The sequence below is a fragment of the Cellulomonas sp. genome (genome assembly GCF_036279715.1).
Lineage (GTDB): Bacteria > Actinomycetota > Actinomycetes > Actinomycetales > Cellulomonadaceae > Cellulomonas_A.
In genome coordinates, this window is the sequence record NZ_DASUIR010000086.1 from 1 (window position 1) to 16,501 (window position 16,501).

Below are 16,501 nucleotides of genomic sequence, written 5' to 3' on the forward strand. Positions count from 1 at the left end.
CCGCGCGCGCGCGTCTCGGTCGCGAAGACGGCTCGCACCAGGCCCCTCGCGAACAGGTCCTCGACGGTCTCCTTGAACAGCGGGAGCATCCCGGCGTGGTGGGCCGCGACGCCGCGTGAGAGCGCCTCCACGAAGGCCCAGTACCCGAGGACGTCGAGGTCCTCGTGCGGGATCGTCGCGCACCGCTCCTCGACGGTGTGCCGGATCTCCGCCTCCTGCGCCGGCGTCGTGAGGCGCACCCCTGCGGCGAGACACTGCGAGACGGCCGCCTCGCAGCCGATGCGCGAGAAGATGAAGAAGATCGCGGGCAGCAGCTCGGCGTCCTCGAGCAGGTCGACGACGGCGAACCGCGGGGTCGGGCGGCCGATGCCGGGACCCGGTCCGCGGCCGTGCCCACGCGCGCCGCGGTCACCCGCCCCGCGTCGGCCACGGTGCAGGGGGCCCTCCTCGCGCTCGACCCGGTGCAGCAGGTGCGCGACCTCGGGGTTGATCGGCGGGTGCACGCCCGGGTCGGTCGGGTCGACCGGGCCGGCATACAGGTCGTGGAGCTCTCCGCGGACGAGCACGTGCTGGCTGAGGGGCACGGGGCGGTGCTCGCTCACGACGACCGCGGTGTCGCCACGGACCATCGTCAGCCAGTCCCCGAACTCCTCGGCGTTGGACACCGTCGCGGACAGCGACACGAGCTGGACGTCGTCGGCGAGGTGAAGGATGACCTCTTCCCAGACCGGGCCGCGGTAGCGGTCGGCGAGGTAGTGCACCTCGTCCATGACGACGAAACCCAGGCCGTCGAGCGTCGGCGAACCCGCGTAGAGCATGTTGCGCAGGACCTCGGTCGTCATGACGACGACCGGCGCCTCGCCGTTGACGGTGGTGTCGCCCGTGAGCAGCCCGACGTTCGGCGCACCGTGGCGACGGACGAGGTCGCCGTACTTCTGGTTCGACAGCGCCTTGATCGGCGTCGTGTAGAACGCCTTGCGGCCCGTCGCGAGCGCGAGATGAACGGCAAACTCACCGACGACGGTCTTGCCGGCGCCGGTGGGCGCCGCGACCAGGACGCCGCTGCCGCGTTCGACCGCCTCGCACGCCTCGACCTGGAAGTCGTCGAGCTCGAACTCCAGTCCCGCCCGGAAGATCGCCAGCTCGGTGCGTGCGGCCGACTCGCGTCGCCGGGAGCTGGCGTACCGCTCCGCAGGAGACCCCTGCGCGGGGTCCGGTGCTTGCCTGCTCGTCGTCGGTGCCACGTCCTTCACCCTAGGTGACCTGACGGACGCACGGCCCTCAGGCGAGCACGTGGACGGCGCCGGGGTGCACCTGCGCGAGCAGCGGGACCGGGCCGAGCCGCTCCCCGTCGGCGAACGCATCCGGAGGCGTGCCCCCGAGCGCTGCGATCGGCTCGATCAGGGCCGTCCGGGACCGGAACACCTGGACGGCCGGGTGGTGGACGTGGCGTCCCGAGTAGATGCTCGGGAAGATCTGGACGACGCCACGCTTCGTGAACGGTCCCGCCACCACGACGTCGAGCAGGCCGTCGTCCATGAGGGCGTCCGGGGCGATCTTCATGCCGCCGCCGAACCACGGGGTGTTCGCGACGGCCACGAGGGTCCCGGCGGACTCCCACACGACGTCGTCGAGGGTCAGCCGGTAGCCGTAGGGACGGAACCGGCCGAGCTCGGTCGCGAGCGCCCGCACGTAGCGGGCTCCACCGCGCGGCCAGGTCAGGGCGTTCGCGCGGGCGTTGATGGCCGCGTCGATCCCGCACGAGAGCACCCCGAGGTACCACTCGTGGGCCGAGTGGAGCGGAGGGCGAACGCTCACGGCGTCGATCGCGCGCGGCCCGTGTGCCAGGCCGTGCTCGATCGCGGTCACCGCGGCGTCGACGTCGCCGAGAGGGAGTCCCAGGGCGCGCGGCAGGTCGTTGCCGGTCCCTGCCGCGATGATCCCGAGCGGCAGGCCGGTGTCCGCCACGACGTTCGCGCCGAGGTGGACCATGCCGTCGCCACCGACGACCACGAGGGCGTCCAGGCCGTCGACCGCGGCGTGGCGGGCCCGTGCCGTCGCCATCTCGAGGTCCGTCGCGGAGAGGTCCTCGACCCGATGGCCGCGGCGTCTGAGCGCCTCGATCGCGTGCACTCCCGCGCGTCGGCCGTGACCGCGGTCCGCGGTCGGGTTGACGACGACCCCCAGGGTCGTCATCCGCCGTCCGCGCGTGTGCCGTCGAGCCTCGGCAGCCCGTCGGCGACCCGCTTCTTGTCGATCCGCCCGTCGTGGACGAGGCAGATCCCGAGCGCAGCGAAGTACAGGACGACGATGGGCAGTGCCATGACGACCATCGTGATCGCGTCCGGGGTCGGGGTCATCACCGCCGCGAACACGAACGAGAGCAGGACCGCCCAGCGCCATCCCTTGGCCCACGAGTGGGCTCGGACGAGGCCGGCGAAGTTCACCGCGACCATCACGACGGGCAGCACGAACGCGAGCCCGAACGCGATGACGAACCGCATCACGAAGCTGAGGTACACCTGGGCGTCGATGAGGTTGGCAGCGCCCTTGGGCGTGAAGTCCGTGAGGACCCGGACAGCGGTCGGAAGCGTCCACCAGGCGAGCCAGGAGCCCGCGAGGAAGAGCGGGACCGCAGCGCCGAGGAAGCCGATCGCGTAGGTCCGCTCGCGCCGCGTCAGGCCCGGGGTGATGAACGCCCACAGCTGGTAGAGCCACCACGGGCTCGTGACGATCATCCCGAGGAACAGCGACACCTTGATCTTCATGTCGAAGGCTGTCGCGAGGCCCGAGAAGTTCACCGAGACGAAGCCGCCGCGATGGGCTGCCGTGTCGAGGAGCGGCCGCTGGAGCGCGGTGAACACCGGGTCGTACAGGATCCACCCGAGCACCGCACCGACGGCCAGGCCGCACGCGGCGAGGAAGAGCCGCTTGCGCAGCTCGCGCAGGTGCTCCCGCAACGGCATCCGACCGTCGAGATCGCCTCGACGGCTCTCAGGTGGCACCGCGGGTCAGGTGCGCGGCGGGGTGCCGCCGTCGAAGCCCTCGTACGGCGGCGGCAACGTGGCCGGCGGCGCCGTGTCGGGGGTCGCAGCGGGAGGCGTGGCGACGGGAGGTGTCACCGGGGTCGCCGGCTTGTCGTCCTCGGTCAGGTCCTTGAGCTCGCTCTTGAAGATCTTCAGCGACTCACCGACGCTCTTGGCGAGGTCCGGAAGCCTCTTCGCCCCGAACAGCAGCAGGACGACGACGAGCAGGACGAGGACATGCCACGGCTTCAGCGCATTCATGACGGACTCTCCATCGGACTCGATCGGTGCTGCGAAGATACTAACCGGGTCCAGCGGGCGGTCCCGAACGCGCCGAGGTCAGGCGGTCACCGACTGTAGGCCCGCCATCGCGCGAACGTCGCGACGTGACGCTCGGAACGGCGCAGAGCCCGGTCGCGGCGCGCTCGCTGCAGCTCGTCGACCCGCGCCCGCAACGCGTCGCGGTCGTCGAACAGCTGGGCGCGGATCCGCGGGACGTCGTCGGCTCCCCCGGACTGCGCCGCCGCGTCGCCGAGCCGGCCGAGCGCGTCCGCCGCTCGGCCCAGCTCGCTCAGCAGCGCGGACGCCTTGCGCCACAGGTCGCGGCCGAGGAAGAACGCACCGACGACCGTCCCCACCACGAGGACGGTCCACACCGCGAACCACAGCATCAGCGCAGCCTAGCCGCGGTCGGGCTCGGCGAGCAGGCCGTAGGCGGCGAGCGCCGAGCGAGCGACCGAGGCGACGTCGCGCGCCACGGAGGCGGGCCGCACCTCGAGGATCGCCCCGGCCGCCTGGAGCACGAGGTGGCGGAGCCAGGCCTGGTCGACGACCCGGAGGTCGACCTCGAAGGTGCCGTCAGCCAGGTTCCGCACGTCCTCCACGGGGACGCTCTCGGCAACCCAGCGGCCCCGGCTCGTCAGGTGCAGCGTGACGAGGCCGCCCGCGGGGTCCGGGTGGAACTCGACGGAGCGGGCGCCCGCCGCGTGGCCGGCGTCGATCGGGTCGTCGAGCACCTCGGCGCCGAGCACGCGGTCGAGCCGGAACAGCCGCTCGGCGCCCGCGCGGTAGCACCAGCCGAGCAGGTACGACCGCTCGTCGTCGGTGATGAGCCGGATCGGGTCGACGTCGCGCTCGCTCGTGACGTCCGCAGCGTTGACGTACCGGAGCCGCAGCCGACGACCGGTCTGCAGCGCGGTCCCGATCGCCGCCACGACCGCCGGTGAGCCGTCCACAGCGAGCCGGACGTCGACGGCGGCCGCAGCCTCACCGGTCGCAGCTGTGAGCTTCTCGAGCGCCGAGCCGAGAACACGGGCACGCTCCGGGTCGAGGCTCGGACCGAGCGCGGCAGCCATCGCGCGCAGGGCCGCCACGAGCACCACGGCCTCTCGGGTGCCCAGCCGGAGCGGTCGGGTCATGCCGCGCGACTCCGTCAGCCGAACGACGCCCTGCTCGTACGACGCGGCGTCGAAGTCGATGAGGTCGTGCGGGAAGTAGCCGGGGGTCCCCGTCATCCACAGGGTGTCCACGTCGCTCAGCACCTGGCCGGGGGTCACCGCGAAGTGCTCGGCGATCTGCTCGACCGGGACGCCGGCGTGCCGGTCGAGGTAGGTGATCATCCCCAGCATGCGCAGCAGCCGGTCGCTCGCCCGCTCAGCCATGGGACTCCCCCTGCTCGTCCAGGGTCGTGGCGACGCGCAGCAGCCGGAGCACCGTCTCACGGACGGCGGGGGGCGCCAGCACGACGACGGCGTCGCCGTAGCCGACGGCCTCCTCGGCGAGCTCCCACGCCGACGTGAACGGCACGTGCACGAGGTCACGGTCGGCGACCACCCGGGCGAGCCACGGGTCGGTGACGTCGAGCTCGTCGGTCGCGTCCACCGCACGGGCCCGCAGGGCCTCGGCCCGCTCGGGGCGCACGGCGAGCGTGGCGACGCGGGACTCCCCTGCGCTCCACGACGCCAGGACGTCCGCCAGCGCCGCGGCATCGGGCTCGCCGAACGCGTCGGGCGGTCCGACGGTGCGGACCCGGCCCTCGATGCGGCTCAGCCGGAACGACCGCGGCGCCTCCCGGTCACGGTCGCGCCCGACGACGAACCACCCACCGCGCCGCGCGAGCAGCTTCCAGGGTTCGACGACGCGCGTGAGGACCTCGCCGCTGCTCGCCGCGCGGTACCGGAAGGTCACCGCCTGCCGGGCCTGCACCGCGTCGAGCAGCGGGGCGAACGCGTCCCCACCGGCGCTCACGCGCGGAGCGAGACCGGCGACCAGGTCGGTCGCCTCGGGTGCTGCCCCGACGGCGCGCAGCTTGGTGATGGCCCGCGACGTGTCGACCCGAGCCGACGAGTCCTGCCAGAACTGAGCCGCGAGCGACAGGACACCCAGCTCGGCCGCCGTGAGGTCGATGGGCGGGAGCGCGTACGCCTCCTGGTCGATCCGGTAGCCGATGTCGTCGCCGTGGCCCGATCCCGTGACGGTGAGGATCGGGATGCCGAGCTCACGAAGCGTGTCCTTGTCGCGCTCAAACATCCGCTCGAAGGCGTCGTCGGAGGCAGCGTCGGCGTAACCGGCGACGCTGCGACGGATCTGCTCCTTCGTCATGCGCGCCGACGTGTTGACGAGCGCGATGACGAGGTTGAGCAGCCGTTCTGCGGGATGGATCTGGTCGGGCATCGGGTCAACGGTAGTGGCCGGTAGCGTGAGCGCGTGATCACGTGGCGTGCAGGTGTCGTGGTGTCGCACGGTCCACGGTGGCGCGGGGCGGTGGAGCTGGTCGTGGAGCTCGAGACGGCACTCGACATCGACGGTGCCGCTGGGCTCGCGTCGGGTGCCCTCGTGCGGGCGCTGGCGTACCCGTCGCTCGTGGGTGTGCCCGACGTCGGGACGCGGGTCCTGCTCAACGTCACGGCCCTCGCCCGGGGGCTGGGCACGGGCGGGTACGCCCTCGTCGTGGCCCCGACCGACCCTCTCCCGGCCGATCCCCCGCCGTCCCCCGGCCACCTCGTCAAGGCGCGCTACACCCCGCTGCAGGCGATGGTGCTCGGCGTCGACGACCAGGAGTCCGAGCACCACGAGGTGCTCCGGGACGCCGACGACCTCGCGGGGCTGCCGGTCGTCGTGGCGGATCTCCACTCGGCCCTGCCGGCGATCATCGCGGGCGCCCGCTTCAGTGCCGCGCTGCACGGCCGGCCCGCGCCACGGGTCGCCTACGTGATGACCGACGGCGGCGCGCTGCCTGCGGGGTTCTCCCGGACGGTCTCCGGGCTCGCCGATGCCGGCTGGATCGATGCGTGCATCACGACCGGTCAGTCGTTCGGCGGTGACCTCGAGGCGGTGACCGTGCACACCGGGCTGCTCGCTGCGCGGCTCGTCGTGGGCGCGGACCTCGTCGTCGTCGCGCAGGGGCCGGGCAACCTCGGCACCGGGACACGGTGGGGGTTCTCGGGGGTCGCCGCCGGTGAGGCGGTCAACGCGACGTCGGTCCTGGGTGGTCGCCCGGTGGCGTCGCTGAGGGTGTCGGGGACGGACTCGCGCGCGCGTCATCTCGGGGTCTCGCACCACTCGCTGACCGCGTACGGACGGGTCGCGCTCTCTCCCGCGGACGTCGTCGTGCCGGTCTTCGCGGCGGGTCCGGCCGCCGGCCCGCCGGATCCGGACGGCGCCCCGACCGTGGTCGACGGGTCGCTGGAGGCGCTGGGCCGACGCATCCGTGCGCAGGCGCTGACGCTCGTCACGCCGCACGGACGGCACCACCTGGTCGAGGTCGACGCGGGTGCGGACCTCCTCGGAGCGCTCGCCGGCGCACCGGTGAGGCTGTCGACGATGGGGCGCGGCCTCGAGACCGACCCCGCGGCCTTCCTCGCGGCCGCCGTGGCCGGCGTGCACGCCCAACGACTCGCCGCGCCCTGACGACTCCCCCGGGGCCGTCTCAGTCGTCGCGAGCGGTCCGGGAGTGCAGCTCGACGAGCGTCGCCAGTCGGCGCGCCTCGGCATCGGCGCGGGCACCGTCGGCGCGCTGGATCCCCATCACGGCGAGCGTGTCCCCGTCGGCGAGGTCGAGCTGGACCCACGGTCGGCCGCCGCCGAACCGCACCGAGACGATCTCCGCCCACGCGACCCGGCGCGACACCACGAGGTTGCGGACGGTGAGCCCGGACTCGTCGGGGCGCGCCGAGACGGACGCCTGGCGCCAGCAGAACCAGGTGATGGCCAGCCCGAGCAGCGCGATGCCGGCCTGGTCACCGGGTCCGTACTCGGCGGCGATGCTCGGCACGGCTGCCACGAGGACGGCCGTCAGCAGCAGGACGAGCACCGCGAGACCGAGCGTCACCAGGCGCGCAGCGTGCGGCCGGAACGGCGCATGCAGCTCCGCGCGCGCACCGTCCGCCGTCCTGCCGGTGCCGGACTCCTCACCCACGCGTCGAACCCTCAGGTCAGAGTCGGCAGGCGTGGATGGACGTCACCAGGATCGCGCGCGCCCCGACGTCGTACAGCGAGTCCATGACGCGGTTCGTGTCGACCCGTCGGACCATCGCCCGCACGGCCGCCCAGTCGCGGTTGTGGAGCGGCGACACCGTCGGCGACTCGAGGCCGGGAGTGATCGCGACCGCCTGCTCGACGAGCGCGAGCGGCACGTCGTAGTCCATGAGCACGTACTCGCGGGCCGTCAGGACGCCCTGGATCCGTCGGGTCAGCACGTCGAGACCGGCCGGCTCCGCGCCGGTGCGGCGCACGAGGACCGCCTCGGAGCGCAGCAACGGCTCACCGAAGATCTCCAGGCCCGCGGCGCGCAGCGTCGTGCCCGTCTCGACGACGTCGGCGATGACGTCGGCGACACCCAGCCGGATCGCCGTCTCGACCGCACCGTCGAGCCGCACGACCTCGGAGGCGCGCACGCCCCGCTCGCCGAGGTAGGCCTGCACGAGCACGGGGTACGACGTCGCGACCCGGCGCCCCTCGACCTGAGAGACGTCGGTCATCGAGCCGGCGGGTGCGGCGAACCGGAAGGTCGACCGCGCGAACCCCAGCTCGAGGTGCTCCGTCGCGGCCGACGCGGAGTCGAGCAGCAGGTCGCGGCCCGTGATGCCGACGTCGACCGTGCCCGCACCGACGTACACCGCGATGTCGCGCGGGCGCAGGAAGAAGAACTCCACGTCGTTGTCGGGGTCGGGCAGGACCAGCTCGCGCGAGTCCCGGCGCTGGCGGTAGCCCGCCTCGCGCAGCATGTCGGCGGCAGGCTCGGACAGGGAGCCCTTGTTGGGGACAGCGATCCTCAGCACGTGATCCTCACGGGTGGGTCGAAGCGGTGGGGTCGAAGCTGCGGCTGTGATGCCCGAGGGCCCAGGGCCGCTCAGAGATGGGTGTAGACGTCCTCGAGGCTCAGTCCGCTCGCGACCATGAGCACCTGCAGGTGGTAGAGCAGCTGCGAGATCTCCTCGGCCGTGCGGACGCCACCCTCGTACTCGGCGGCCATCCAGACCTCGGCGGCCTCCTCGACGATCTTCTTGCCGATCGCATGGACGCCGGCGTCCAGCTCGGCGACCGTGCCGGAGCCGACGGGACGGGTGATGGCCTTCTCGGCGAGCTCCGCGAACAGCGAGTCGAACGTCTTCACGCCCCGAGCCTAGACGCCCGGAGAGCCACGACCGTCGCGACGGCCGCCTGGGCCGCCTCCGCGCCCTTGTCCTCGTGGGAGTCGGGCAGCCCCGCTCGGTCGAGGGCCTGGGGCTCGTCGTCGCAGGTCAGCAACCCGAAACCCACCGGGATGCCGCTCTGCACGGCGACCTGCGTGAGCCCGAGCGTCGCAGCCTCGCAGACATACTCGAAGTGCGGGGTCCCGCCGCGAATGACCACGCCGAGCGCCACGACGGCATCCGCGCCGTGGTCGGCGGCATGCTTGGCGGCGACCGGCAGCTCGAACGTGCCCGGCACGCGGACGATCGTGACGTCGTCGACATGCGCCTCGGCGAGGGCGCGGCTGGCTCCGGCCAGGAGACCGTCCATGACGACGGTGTGCCAGCTCGCGGCGACGACGGTCACCCGCAGCCCCGTCCCGTCGACCGTCAAGGTGGGTGCGCCTGCGCCGCTCATGCGGTGGTCTCCTGGTTCGTGGGGTCGACGGCCGTGATCTGGCCGTCGAGGATGTGGTCGGCGGTGTCGATGTCCGGGGCGGCGGGCGCCGCCTGGACGGGGTCGAGGTGGATCGGGGCGCCCTGGTGGATCCCGGGCTCGAGGTGCAGCACGTGGCCCATCGAGACCGCCTTGGTGTGCAGGTAGGCGGCGTTGTGGGGGGTCCGGCCCACCTCGAGCCCGCGGATCTCGGCGACGTCGATGCCGTGGGCGCGCAGGCCCGTGACCTTGGCGGGGTTGTTGGTCAGGAGCGTGATCCGGTGCGCGCCCAGCCCGGCGAGGATCGCGGCGGCTGCGCCGTACTCGCGCCGGTCGGCCTCCCACCCCAGGTCGAGGTTCGCCTCGACCGTGTCCCGCCCCTGGTCCTGCAGCGCGTAGGCCGCCACCTTGGCGAGCAGCCCGATGCCGCGACCCTCGTGGCCGCGCAGGTAGACGACCGCGCCGCCCTGCTCGGCGGCCATCGCGAGCGCCGCGTCGAGCTGCGGGCCGCAGTCGCAGCGCGCCGAGCCGAACGCGTCGCCCGTGAGGCACTCGGAGTGCACGCGTACCACCGGCTGGTCCGCCAGACCACGAGTGGCGACGAGGGCCACGTGCTCCGCGCCGGTCCGCAGGTCGCGGTACCCGTGGATCCGGAAGTCCCCGTGCTTGGTCGGGAGGTAGGCCGTGTGGGTCTCGTGCACGCGCGGCTGGGTGCCGAGCTCGTCGGCGGCGGCGTCCTTGGCCTCGACGACGTCGCCGTGCAATGTCCGCCACGCGATGAGGTCGGCGATCGTGACCAGGACGAGCCCGTTGTCCACCGCGATGCGTGCGGCGGCCTCGAGCCGCACCATCGTGCCGTCGTCGTTCACCAGCTCGGCGATCGCCCCGACAGGGGCGAGCCCGGCGAGCCGGCACAGGTCGACCGCCGCCTCGGTGTGTCCGGCGCGGTGCAGCACCCCGCCAGGCACGGCGCGCAGCGGTAGGACGTGACCCGGTCGGATGAGGCTCTCCGGCCCGGACGACGGGTCGGCGAGAGTCAGGAGCGTGTGCGAGCGGTCGCTCGCCGAGATGCCCGTGGTGACGCCCCGGGCCGCGTCGACCGAGACCGTGTACGCGGTCCGGCGGGGGTCCTGGCTCTGCGGCACCATGAGCGGCAGCCCGAGCGCGTCGGCCCTCGAAGCGGGCATGGGGGCGCACAGGTAGCCCGACGAGTGCCGGATCGTCCAGGCCACCCACTCCGGGGTCGCCAGCTCGGCCGCGAGGATCACGTCGACCTCGTTCTCCCGGTCGGGCGAGTCGGCGACGATGACGGGACGTCCTGCGCGCAGCGCGTCCAGGGCCTCCTCGATGGTCCCGAACGTCGCATCGACGAACCGGTCGGTGTCGAGCGTCATCGTGTCACCCCACCTGTCGCGAGCAGCCGTTCGACGTATTTGGCGAGGACGTCGACCTCGATGTTGACGTGGGCACCGGGTGCCAGCCCGCCGAGCGTGGTGGCCTCGAGCGTCGTCGGGATCAGGGAGACGCCGAACCCGTCGTCGCGCACCTGCGTGACGGTGAGCGAGACGCCCGAGACGGTGACCGAGCCCTTCTCGGCGACGTACCGGGCAAGCTCGGGTGCGAGGTCGATCTCGACGTCGTCCCAGCGCGACCCGGGTGTCCGGCGCACGATCGTGCCCACGCCGTCGACGTGGCCCTGGACGATGTGGCCCCCGAGCCGACCGTCAGCGCGGACTGCACGCTCGAGGTTGACCGGGCTGCCGACCGACAGGTCGCCCAGCGCCGTGCGCCGCAGCGACTCGGGCATGACATCGACCGTGAACGTGCCGTCGCCCGGCAGGTCGGTGACCGTCAGGCACACACCGCTGACAGCGATCGAGTCGCCGAGCCGTGCGTCCGACGCGACCAGCGGACCGCGGACGGTCAACCGGGCGTCGGGCATGTCGCCGGGTATGCCGGGCCCGCGCTCGAGCTCCTCGACCGTGCCGATCTCCTCGACGATCCCGGTGAACATCACTTCTCCTTGGTCTCGGCCGTACCCGGCAGGCCGGTGCGCGGCACGTTCGTGGTCGGCGTGGCGACGAGCAGGATGTCAGGTCCGAGGTGCACGACCTCGCGCGGCACGAGGCGGACCGCGTCGGCGATCGTGGTGATCCCCAGGTCGGCGACGGCAGTCAGCCCCGAGCCGAGCAGGACGGGCGCGACGTACGCATGCACCTCGTCGACGAGGCCCGCGCGGAGGAATGCCGCAGCGAGCCGCGGACCGCCCTCGACCAGCAGGTGGCGGACCTCGCGGGCTGCGAGCACGGCGAGGACCTCGGCGGGGTCGTGGGTCCGGACGTGGACCAGCTCGCCGCCCGGACCATGGAGGCGGGCGCCCGACGGCACGTCCCGCAGGCCCACGACGACGCGCAACGGCTGGTGCTCGGTCAGCTCCCCGCTCGCTGTCCGAGCGGTCAGCGACGGGTCGTCGGCGAGCACCGTGCCTGTGCCGACCGCGATCGCATCGACCTCGGCGCGCAGGCGGTGCGCGTGCGCCCGGGCCACGTCCGACGTGATCCACCGGCTCGTGCCGTCGGCCGCGGCGACCCGTCCGTCGAGCGACGAGGCGAGCTTGAGCGTGACGAACGGTCGACCGCGCTCGAGGGCCGGGAACCATGCGCCGAGGACCTCGATCCCCTGCTCCTCGAGGAGCCCCTCGACGACGTCGACGCCAGCGCTGCGCAGCCGGTCGGCACCGCCGGTCGCGGCGACGTTGGGGTCCGGGACCGAGATCACGACGCGCCCGATGCCGGCCTCCAGGAGCGCGATGCTGCAGGGGCCGGTCCGGCCGGTGTGGTCGCACGGCTCGAGGGTCACGACGGCGGTCGCGCCGCGCACGTCGGCCCCACGTCCCCGCGCGTCGGCCAGGGCGGCGACCTCCGCGTGCGAGGTCCCTGCGCCGCGGTGCCAGCCCTCGCCGAGGACGGCCCGCTGGGTCTCGCCACGCCCGCCGGGCGCGCCCTGCTCGGCAGGCGCGCCGGGTGTGTCGCCCGCGAGGATGACACAGCCCACCCGCGGGTTCGGGCCGTGAGCGGGGCCGCGTCGCGCGAGGTCGACCGCTCGTCGCATGGCCTCGAGCTCGGTGAGGGAGGCAGCACGCAGCGACGCCACCGGCGTTGCGTCAGTCAGGAGCTCGTCGCTCACCGCTACCTCCCGTGCCTTGGGGCCCCGGGGTGCGGTCGGAGGTGACCCGAGGGTCACCCACGCCGACGGCGAGCACGACCTGTCCGGCCGAGCGCGCCGCCACGTCTCCTCCCATCCGGACTTTCACCGTCGGTCCCGGAGTTTCACCAGGTCAACCGCTTGTCCCCTCACGGGGACGCACGGGTCGCGGACTGTCACCGCCGGCTCGGAATTGCACCGACCCCGGAGCACGTGTGCGTAGTGCTGTATGCGTACTGCCCAACGATCTTGCCACAACCAGCATTCCCCCCGTGCCCGCGTGCCCCCGTGCCCGCGGGGGCGCCGGCCCTACCGGACCTGGACGGCCGAGGCGCTCGCAGCCTCGGCGAGCGTGCGCAGCGCGATGATCTCGGCGGCGACGTCGGGTGCGCCGTAGACAGCGGAACCGGCGACGAACACGTTGGCGCCGGCCTGGGCGATGCGCCCGATCGTGTCCCGGGACACCCCCCCGTCGACCTGGATCCAGGTCGCGGCCCCGGCAGCGGTGATCGCTGCGCGCGCACGACGGATCTTCGCGAGCGTCCCCTCGATGAACGACTGGCCGCCGAACCCAGGCTCGACGGTCATCACGAGGATCATGTCGAACTCGTCGACCAGGTCGAGGAGCGGCTCGACGGGGCTTGCCGGCCGCACCGCGACGCCCGCGCGCACGCCCAGCCTGCGCAGCTCACGGGCGAGCCGGACCGGCGCCTGCGTCGCCTCGGCATGGAACGTCACGGACGCAGCCCCGGCCTCCGCGAACGCGGGCGCCCACCGGTCGGCGTCGTCGATCATGAGGTGCACGTCGATCGGGACGGGCGACACCTCGACGAGCCGGCGTACGACGGGCAGCCCGAGGGTCAGGTTGGGCACGAAATGGTTGTCCATGACGTCGACGTGCGCGTAGTCCGCACCGGCGATGACGGCCAGGTCGCGCTCGAGGTTGGCGAAGTCTGCCGACAGGATGCTGGGGCTGATCAGAGCGGGCACCGCGCCAGCGTATCCGCGCTACGCCTTCCGGCGCAGGAGCGTCAGGTGCATCGCGTCGGTCCCGTGGACGTGCGGCCAGAGCTGCACGTCGGGCCTGTCCGCCAGCTCGAGCCCGGGCGCCAGGGAGCGCAGGGTCTCGCGTGCGTCGACGACCTCGATCGCGTCGCCCCGCCGAGCAGCCGCGCGGAGCACGTCCTTGACCACGAGCTGGGTCTCCGCGAGGTGCGGGGAGCACGTGACGTAGGCGACGACGCCACCGGGCCGGACGGCTTGGAGGCCCGACGTGAGCAGCGCCCGCTGCAGGTCGCCGAGCACCGCGAGGTCCGCCGGGGTACGGCGCCACCGCGACTCCGGGCGACGACGCAGCGCGCCGAGACCCGTGCACGGGGCGTCGACGAGCACCCGGTCGTAGGCTCCCGGCTCCTCCTCCCCGAGGGTTCGGCCGTCACCGGTCCGCACGGCCTCGACGGCATCGGCAGGCAGTGCCGCCAGGGCGTGCTCGACGAGTCGGGCCCGGTGCGGCAGGACCTCGTTGGCGACCAGCCGTGCGCCGCGCTGGGCGGCCAGGGCCCCGAGGAGCGCCGCCTTGCCGCCGGGGCCCGCGCACAGGTCGAGCCACCGCTCGTCGGGCCCGTCCACGGGTGCGTCTGCGAGGGCGAGCGTGACGAGCTGGCTCCCCTCGTCCTGGACGCCCGCGCGCCCGTCCCGCACCGCGTCGAGCGCTGCAGGGTCGCCGCCGTCGAGCACGAGTGCGGTCGAGGCCCAGCGCCCAGGATGGCTCGCGGCCGCCGCCGGGGTCGACGCGAGCTCCGAGGTGGTGACGAGGCCGGGCCGGGCGACGAGCGTGACGTGCGGCGGAGCGTTGTCGGCCTCGAGCAGCGCCGGGAGCTCGTCGGCGGTGCGGCCTGCACCGACCAGCGCCTCGCGCATCGCGCGAACGATCCATGCCGGGTGGCTCTGGGTGACGGCGAGCCGCGCCAGCGGGTCGGTGCCGTCCGGGTCCGCCGTGTCACCGATCCGCTCGAGCCACGTCTCCAGGGGAACCTTGCTGACCGCCCGCAGGACCGCGTTGACGAACTGGGACGCGCCGGTGCCGACACGCTCACGCGTCAGCCCGACCGTCTCCGAGACGGCCGCGTGCGCCGGGACCCGCATGCCGAGAAGCTGGTGCACGCCGAGGCGCAGCAGGTCCAGCACCGGCCCGTCGATGGAGTCGGCCGAGCGGGCCGCGCACAGCTCGATGATCGCGTCGTACCGGCCGTGCAAGCGCAGCGTCCCGTAGGCGAGCTCGGTCGTGAAGCCCGCGTCCCGACCCTGCAGACCCCGGTCCCGCAGCATCGGGGGGAGCACGAGGTTCGCGTAGGAGTCGGAGGCTGCGACGGCCCGCAGCACGTCGAACGCGACACCGCGTGGCACGTCGGCGCCCTTGCGGCGCGCGGACGGTGCGGCCGCCGTTCGCTGCTGCTGGCCCGCGGCGCGAGCCGGACCGCGCTCACGGCCGCCGCGGTCACGCCGAGCGTCACCTCGGGAGCCCTCTGAGCCCACGCCAGGCGCCCGACGTCGACCCTGGTCGCCGGTCATGCGGCACCGACCCCGTGCGCGCCGAGCACCGTGGCCTCAGCCAGGCGAGCACCGCGTGCCCAGTCCCCTGCGGGCATCGTCCGCTTGCCGGCCGGCGTGACCTCGCCCAGCCGCACGGCGTGCGAGCCGGTCCCGACGTGGACGGACTGCTTGCCGACGCGCAGCTCACCGGGCGCGAGGTCGGTCACCTCGGGATCGGGGACCACGGGCCCCAGACCGAGCCGCTCACCGTCCGGCAGCCGCGTCCAGGCGCCGGGTTCGGGGGTGCAGCCTCGGACGAGTCGGTCGACGATGTGCGCGGGACGACGCCACTCGACGAGAGCGTCGTCGACCTCGAGCCTCGGCGCGTGGCTGATCCCGTCGGACGACTGCGGCACGGCACGCAGGATGCCGTCCTCGAGCGCGTCGAGGGTCCGCACGAGGAGGTCTGCGCCGGCGCCGGCCAGCCGCGCGAGCAGGTCGCCCGCAGTGTCCCGAGGGCGGATGGTCTCCGTCAGCATGCCGAGCACCGGGCCGGTGTCGAGCCCCTGCTCGATGCGGAAGGTGCTCGCGCCGGTGACCTCGTCGCCCGCGATGATCGCGTGCTGCACGGGCGCGGCGCCGCGCCAGGCCGGCAGCACGGAGAAGTGCAGGTTGATCCAGCCGAGCCGGGGGACGTCCAGCACCGAAGACGGCAGGAGCGCGCCGTAGGCGACCACAGGGGCAGCATCGAGGTCGAGCTCCGCGAGCCGTGCCCGGAAGGCCTCGTCGCGCGGGGTCAGAGGTGTGAGGACCTCGAGACCTGCCTCGAGGGCGCGCTCCTTGACCGGGCTCGGGTGCAGCTGGCGCCCGCGGCCGGCACGGGCATCGGGTCGCGTCAGCACCGCGACGACCTCGTGGCGCGAACCGAGGAGCGCGTCGAGCGACGCCACCGCCACGGCAGGGGTTCCGGCGAAGAGCAGTCGCATGGCGTCGATCTTAGGCGGCGGGGATGGGCAGCCCTCGGCGGACGAGGTCGGTGCGCAGGTCATCGGCGTCGGTGAACAGCACGGCGACGTAGCCCTCGGCAGCCGCCGCGGCGACGTTCGGCGCAGAGTCGTCCGTGAACACGGTGCGTCCGGGGTCGAGCTGGAAGCGGTTCGCGAGCAGCCGGAAGATCCGGCGGTCCGGCTTCGCGACGCCCACCTCCCCCGACACCAGCACGTCCTCGAGGAGCCCGATGGCGGGCGCCGCGGGCTCGGCGTGATGGAACGTCTCGGCCGACCAGTTCGTGAGTCCCAGCGTCCTGATGCCGGCACCGACGAGGTCTCGGACGAGCCGCGCGGAACCGTCGACCGGGCCGGGGATCGAGTCCGCGAAGTGCTCGCGGTAGAAGTCGAAGGCGTCGACCCGGTGCGGGTAGCGGCGGAAGACCTCCGCACGGGCTTCGGCCCAGGGCCGTCCGGCGTCGAGGCCGTGGTTGATCGTCGGGAAGTCGATCTCGTCGAACATGGCCTCGACCTCGGCCCGGTCCATGCGCCCGACGAACGGCAGGTACGGGTCCCACCGCACGAGCACGTTGCCCAGGTCGAACACCACGGCATCCACTGTCATCGGGTCATCAGCCTGTCCTT

The 16,501-nt window shown here is 73.5% G+C and carries 19 protein-coding genes and 1 riboswitch; of the genes, 1 reads left to right on the forward strand and 18 read right to left on the reverse strand.

The window, feature by feature from the left end; genetic code table 11:
• The 7 genes from VFW79_RS08770 to VFW79_RS08800 all read right to left on the reverse strand — a co-directional run.
• Positions 1-1,244, reverse strand: a 1,244-nt coding sequence (locus VFW79_RS08770) for a DEAD/DEAH box helicase (protein WP_329676930.1), incomplete at its 3' end; no start/stop codon positions are given.
• A 37-nt stretch (positions 1,245-1,281) separates the two neighbouring features.
• Positions 1,282-2,196: a diacylglycerol/lipid kinase family protein gene (locus VFW79_RS08775; RefSeq protein ID WP_329676931.1), complete on the reverse strand. Its 915-nt coding sequence runs from the start codon at positions 2,194-2,196 to the stop codon at positions 1,282-1,284.
• Entirely contained in the window at positions 2,193-2,966 is a 774-nt protein-coding gene (tatC, locus tag VFW79_RS08780; RefSeq protein WP_329676932.1) for a twin-arginine translocase subunit TatC, read from the reverse strand. Before tatC ends, VFW79_RS08775 begins: the two co-directional genes overlap by 4 nt.
• 45 nt (positions 2,967-3,011) lie before the next feature.
• Positions 3,012-3,287 (reverse strand): Sec-independent protein translocase subunit TatA, encoded by a 276-nt coding sequence (gene tatA, locus VFW79_RS08785; RefSeq protein WP_329676933.1) that lies wholly within the window; start codon positions 3,285-3,287, stop codon positions 3,012-3,014.
• Between the two features lie 86 nt (positions 3,288-3,373).
• Positions 3,374-3,697, reverse strand: a complete 324-nt coding sequence (locus tag VFW79_RS08790; protein ID WP_329676934.1) for a hypothetical protein — start codon at positions 3,695-3,697, stop codon at positions 3,374-3,376.
• 9 nt (positions 3,698-3,706) lie between these two features.
• The gene (locus VFW79_RS08795; protein WP_329676935.1) at positions 3,707-4,687 is read right to left on the reverse strand and encodes a helix-turn-helix transcriptional regulator; all 981 of its coding nucleotides are present in this window, start codon (positions 4,685-4,687) and stop codon (positions 3,707-3,709) included.
• Positions 4,680-5,699, reverse strand: a complete 1,020-nt coding sequence (locus VFW79_RS08800) for a helix-turn-helix transcriptional regulator (protein ID WP_329676936.1) — start codon at positions 5,697-5,699, stop codon at positions 4,680-4,682. Before VFW79_RS08800 ends, VFW79_RS08795 begins: the two co-directional genes overlap by 8 nt.
• Positions 5,700-5,732: 33 nt before the next feature.
• Here VFW79_RS08800 and VFW79_RS08805 point away from each other — a divergent pair, with 33 nt between their 5' ends.
• A complete protein-coding gene (locus tag VFW79_RS08805; protein ID WP_329676937.1) occupies positions 5,733-6,935 on the forward strand; it encodes a DUF3866 family protein in 1,203 nt (400 codons plus the stop codon).
• A 19-nt stretch (positions 6,936-6,954) separates the two neighbouring features.
• Here the strand turns inward: VFW79_RS08805 and VFW79_RS08810 are convergent, their stop codons facing one another.
• The 11 genes from VFW79_RS08810 to VFW79_RS08860 form a co-directional block, all read right to left on the reverse strand.
• On the reverse strand, positions 6,955-7,443 hold the full coding sequence (locus VFW79_RS08810) for a PH domain-containing protein (RefSeq protein ID WP_329676938.1): 489 nt from the start codon (positions 7,441-7,443) through the stop codon (positions 6,955-6,957).
• 16 nt (positions 7,444-7,459) lie between these two features.
• Complete coding sequence (gene hisG, locus VFW79_RS08815; protein WP_329676939.1) at positions 7,460-8,305, reverse strand: ATP phosphoribosyltransferase; 846 nt, start codon at positions 8,303-8,305, stop codon at positions 7,460-7,462.
• Between the two features lie 71 nt (positions 8,306-8,376).
• Positions 8,377-8,640 (reverse strand): phosphoribosyl-ATP diphosphatase, encoded by a 264-nt coding sequence (locus VFW79_RS08820; RefSeq protein ID WP_329676940.1) that lies wholly within the window; start codon positions 8,638-8,640, stop codon positions 8,377-8,379.
• Positions 8,637-9,116, reverse strand: coding sequence for a 6,7-dimethyl-8-ribityllumazine synthase (ribH, locus tag VFW79_RS08825; protein ID WP_329676941.1), 480 nt, complete (start codon positions 9,114-9,116; stop codon positions 8,637-8,639). Before ribH ends, VFW79_RS08820 begins: the two co-directional genes overlap by 4 nt.
• The gene (gene ribB / locus VFW79_RS08830) at positions 9,113-10,528 is read right to left on the reverse strand and encodes a 3,4-dihydroxy-2-butanone-4-phosphate synthase (protein ID WP_329676942.1); all 1,416 of its coding nucleotides are present in this window, start codon (positions 10,526-10,528) and stop codon (positions 9,113-9,115) included. The genes ribH and ribB overlap by 4 nt, the downstream gene beginning before the upstream one ends.
• On the reverse strand, positions 10,525-11,148 hold the full coding sequence (locus VFW79_RS08835; RefSeq protein ID WP_329676943.1) for a riboflavin synthase: 624 nt from the start codon (positions 11,146-11,148) through the stop codon (positions 10,525-10,527). Before VFW79_RS08835 ends, ribB begins: the two co-directional genes overlap by 4 nt.
• Positions 11,148-12,245 (reverse strand): bifunctional diaminohydroxyphosphoribosylaminopyrimidine deaminase/5-amino-6-(5-phosphoribosylamino)uracil reductase RibD, encoded by a 1,098-nt coding sequence (ribD, locus tag VFW79_RS08840; protein WP_329676970.1) that lies wholly within the window; start codon positions 12,243-12,245, stop codon positions 11,148-11,150. The genes VFW79_RS08835 and ribD overlap by 1 nt, the downstream gene beginning before the upstream one ends.
• 174 nt (positions 12,246-12,419) lie before the next feature.
• A riboswitch (FMN riboswitch) is annotated at positions 12,420-12,555 on the reverse strand.
• Between the two features lie 92 nt (positions 12,556-12,647).
• A complete protein-coding gene (rpe, locus tag VFW79_RS08845; protein WP_329676944.1) occupies positions 12,648-13,328 on the reverse strand; it encodes a ribulose-phosphate 3-epimerase in 681 nt (226 codons plus the stop codon).
• An 18-nt stretch (positions 13,329-13,346) separates the two neighbouring features.
• Positions 13,347-14,909 carry an RsmB/NOP family class I SAM-dependent RNA methyltransferase gene (locus VFW79_RS08850; protein WP_329676945.1) on the reverse strand — a complete coding sequence of 521 codons (1,563 nt, stop codon included), beginning with the start codon at positions 14,907-14,909 and terminating at the stop codon, positions 13,347-13,349.
• Positions 14,906-15,856 carry a methionyl-tRNA formyltransferase gene (gene fmt, locus VFW79_RS08855; protein WP_329676946.1) on the reverse strand — a complete coding sequence of 317 codons (951 nt, stop codon included), beginning with the start codon at positions 15,854-15,856 and terminating at the stop codon, positions 14,906-14,908. Before fmt ends, VFW79_RS08850 begins: the two co-directional genes overlap by 4 nt.
• Before the next feature lie 10 nt (positions 15,857-15,866).
• Positions 15,867-16,481: an HAD family phosphatase gene (locus tag VFW79_RS08860; protein ID WP_329676947.1), complete on the reverse strand. Its 615-nt coding sequence runs from the start codon at positions 16,479-16,481 to the stop codon at positions 15,867-15,869.
• Positions 16,482-16,501 lie beyond the last annotated feature (20 nt).